The 3,582-nt window shown below is 61.5% G+C and carries 3 protein-coding genes and 1 pseudogene; all 4 read left to right on the top strand.

Features of this window, described 5'->3' with window-relative positions; translation table 11 throughout:
* The coding region (locus EN939_RS23965) for a hybrid sensor histidine kinase/response regulator (protein WP_245473149.1) at nucleotides 1–2,290 on the top strand (2,290 nt) is incomplete at its 5' end.
* Between the two features lie 5 nt (nucleotides 2,291–2,295).
* Nucleotides 2,296–2,673 carry a response regulator gene (locus tag EN939_RS23960; RefSeq protein WP_127270165.1) on the top strand — a complete coding sequence of 126 codons (378 nt, stop codon included), beginning with the start codon at nucleotides 2,296–2,298 and terminating at the stop codon, nucleotides 2,671–2,673.
* A 276-nt stretch (nucleotides 2,674–2,949) separates the two neighbouring features.
* Entirely contained in the window at nucleotides 2,950–3,342 is a 393-nt protein-coding gene (locus EN939_RS23955) for a response regulator transcription factor (RefSeq protein ID WP_127270163.1), read from the top strand.
* A pseudogene (locus EN939_RS23950) lies at nucleotides 3,342–3,582 on the top strand (tetratricopeptide repeat protein); the annotation flags it as partial. The gene EN939_RS23955 and the pseudogene EN939_RS23950, both read left to right, overlap by 1 nt.

The raw sequence follows: 3,582 nt of genomic DNA, 5'->3' as shown, positions 1-3,582 counted from the left end.
GATCATTTCCATGGCGACGGCCCTGTCCGTCTCCGGCTTCGTCGTCGATCTGCGCGCCGCCTTCATTGCTGCTGCCGCGTTCTTTGGCGGATGGCCGGCAATGCTCATCGCCACGTTCGGCTCCATTGTTTATCGCATCCATCTCGGCGGACAGGGTGCGGGTGCTGGTGTCATGGGTATCCTCATCACCGCAATCGTCGGCATTGCGTGGCACCACATCGTCGCGGCCCGATCGCGCACCATGTACGACATATTCGGTCTGGGCGTAACGGTCGCTCTCGCCGGGCTGATCACGCTCCTGGTCATCCCGGCGCAAGCCGTCACGGGCCTTGTGCAGCAGAGCACGTTCCCGTCCCTCGTGTTCCGCTTTCTCAGCACAATCATCATCGGCGTCCTGCTCGACCGGCAGCAGCGCAGGCGGGAGCTCTTGATGTCCAACATGACCTACCGGGCCATGGTTCGCGAACTGCCGGATTGCCTGAACATAAAAGATGTCGACGGCCGCTTCATCGCCGCCAACCCCGCCACCGCCGAAATGGTTCGCGCCGCTTCGGTCGACGATCTGATCGGCAAGACGGATTTCGATTTCTACCCCAGGGAGGTGGCCGAGCGCTTCCGGCAGGATGAGATGGGCGCGCTGGAGGCCGGGCAGACGTTGCGGATCGACCAGCCCGCGCTTTTCCCGGATGGCCGGCAAGGTTGGCTCTACACGCTCAAGGCCCCTTTCCGCGACGAGGCCGGCAAGATCGTCGGCGTCATCACCTACAATCGCGACATCACCGAGCAGAAGCGCACCGCGCAGCTCAAGAATGATTTCATTTCCACGGTCAGCCACGAATTGCGGACCCCGCTGACCTCCATCCGCGGCTCGCTTGGCCTGATTGCGGCCGGTGTGGCCGGCGAACTGCCGCCCAAGGCCGCCAATCTCGTCAACATCGCGCACACCAATAGCGAAAGGCTGGTTCTTCTCATCAACGACATTCTGGATATGGAGAAGATCGAATCGGGCGTGATCACCTTCAAGATCAAGCAGATGCCTGTCCGTCAGGTCCTGGAGCAGGCCATTGCCGCCAGCTCCAACTACATGGCTGACAGCCGGATCAGGATCGTTCTGATCGACGATGCGCCGCGCGCCGAGGCCAACATCGATCCGGATCGCCTGCATCAGGTGATGGCGAACCTCCTGTCGAATGCGATCAAGTTCTCGCATGCCGACGGTACTGTCACAGTGAAATTCCAGCGTCATGACCACGACATGCTGCGGATTTCCGTGATGGACCAGGGCGCTGGCATCCCGGAGGCTTTCCGCAGCCGTATATTCGGAAAGTTCGAGCAGGCCGACGCCTCCAGCACCCGTAAGATAGGCGGCACCGGCCTAGGCTTGAGCATCGTCAAGGCCATTACCGAAAAACTGGGCGGAGCCGTTTCCTTCGAAACCGAGGAAGGCAAGGGAACCTCGTTCCACGTGGACCTTGCAGAAGTACGCAGGCACCAACCAAGGCCGTATCCGCCACCGCACCTGAAACGAAAGCCCGATGGCCGCCTACGGGTTCTGATCTGTGAAGACGAGACCGACGTCGCCGCAGTAATTGCGGCACTCTTGGATGCGGAAGGCTTTTCCAGCGACGTCGCACCCGATATCGCCACCGCAAAGGCGCTTCTGCGGTCCCGCGAATACGTGGCCTTGACCCTCGACATCAAGCTCGCGGGGGAATCCGGCATCAAGCTCTTCCACGACATTAGGGCATCGCCGGTGAATTCCGACATTTCGGTCATCGTCATCTCCGCCGTTGCCGATGAGGCCAGGCGCTCGCTCAACGGCAGCGCCGTCGGTATCGTCGACTGGCTGGAGAAGCCGGTGGATTCAAAGCGGCTTCACGCCGCCCTTGCCAAGATCCTTGCTGGCAGGACCGAGCAGAGGCCGAAGATTCTCCATGTCGAGGACGATGAGGGCGTGCTTGCGGTGATGTCGGAGGGGTTGGGTTCGGGTGTCTCGATTACTTCGGCGAAGACGCTCAAGGACGCCCGGGAGGCGATCGCGCAGCATCTCTTCGACCTGGTTATCCTGGATATTGCACTCCCCGATGGCTCGGGGTTGGACCTGCTGGTCGATCTGCCGCTCGAGACCGGGGTCATCGTGTTTTCGGCGGCGGAGCTCGACCAGAAACTCGGTGATCGGGTTCAGGCCATCATGACCAAGACCAGGGCGTCGGAAATCGATGTGGCAAAGCTGGTCAGGAGCATGTTGGTTTCGCCCCGCACTCAACCTGCCGCGCACGCCGAGGAGTGACGCTCATGCCCGCAAGGATTCTCTATGTGGATGACGAGGACGATATCCGCGAAATCGCCCAGATGTCGCTGGAGCTCGAGCCGGAATTCGAGGTGCGGTCCTGCCCGTCCGGCATGCAGGCGCTGGTCGATGCCGCCGAATGGCGGCCCGATCTCATTCTGCTCGACGTAATGATGCCGGATATGGATGGACCGGAGACGCTGAGGCGCTTGGCCCAGTCTGGGCCGACGGCTTCGATACCCGTGGTGTTCATCACCGCGCGCACCCAGACGCATGAAGTCGAACGCTATCTGGCGATGGGGGCGGTAGGGGTGATCGCCAAACCATTCGACCCGCTTGCGCTTGCCGGTGAAGTCAAAAGATTGCTTCTATCGCGCGCCTGATCCGACGTTTGGCGTGGGCACCGAGCGCAGTCTGGCTGCAGACTGTGCGACGCCGTTCACGGCTCCTATACCATGTCGCCTTATTCATCTACTGATTGTGCCGAGGTGCAGGCGTAGCGAATCAGGTTGTCTATAATCGCGCAGCATCGGCGGAGCTCGGCGAGAGATTGAGAAGAATGTCTCTGTCTGCATGAACCGCGTTGGCGGATGTCGGTTCATGGATCAATCACTCCGGGGGGCAAGCGGCAAAACGAGGCGCGAACCGGAGCAAGGCTGATGAACGGAGCGAAGGCAAGAGTTCTGATTTGCGATGACGATCCCCTCTTGCTCGAACTGATGGAATTCAGGCTCAGGGCAAAGGGATACGAGGTCATCAAGGCCATAGACGGGGCGGAAGCGCTCTTGAAGGCGGAGCATGAGGCGCCGGACATCATCGTGCTCGATGCGATGATGCCCAAGGCCGACGGCCTGGAGGTTCTTGCCCGCATCAAGAGCGACCCGGCTTTGTCGGAAATCCCGGTTGTCATGCTGACCGCCCGCAAGGGCGAAAGGGACATCGTCTCGGCCCTTGAGAAGGGGGCCGACGACTACCTTGTGAAACCCTTCATTCCCGAGGAGCTGCTGGCCCGGCTTGCGCGCCTGCTGGCGCGCAAGAGCGGGAAACGCTGATGTGGCGCGGCCGGCGCGCCGTCATTGCGGCATGCGTTTTCCTGGCGGTTGAAACGGCGCCTGCCGCCGCGCTGGCCCAGGCGGTCGACGAACTGTACGCCTCCGGCGTCAAGGCCAGGCAAGCCCAGCATTTCGACGAATCGGCGAAGCTGCTGCGGCGTGCGCTGGCGCTCAAGCCCGACAATGCCGATGCCCTGGTGCAACTTGGCTTCGCCGATTCGTCGAAATGCTGGGCTTGCC

Origin of the sequence: Mesorhizobium sp. M7A.F.Ca.CA.002.05.1.1, assembly GCF_003998335.1 — a bacterium.
GTDB lineage: Bacteria > Pseudomonadota > Alphaproteobacteria > Rhizobiales > Rhizobiaceae > Mesorhizobium.
The sequence above is the reverse complement of the archived record's forward strand: the minus strand, read 5'-3'. Positions and strand labels throughout refer to the sequence as shown.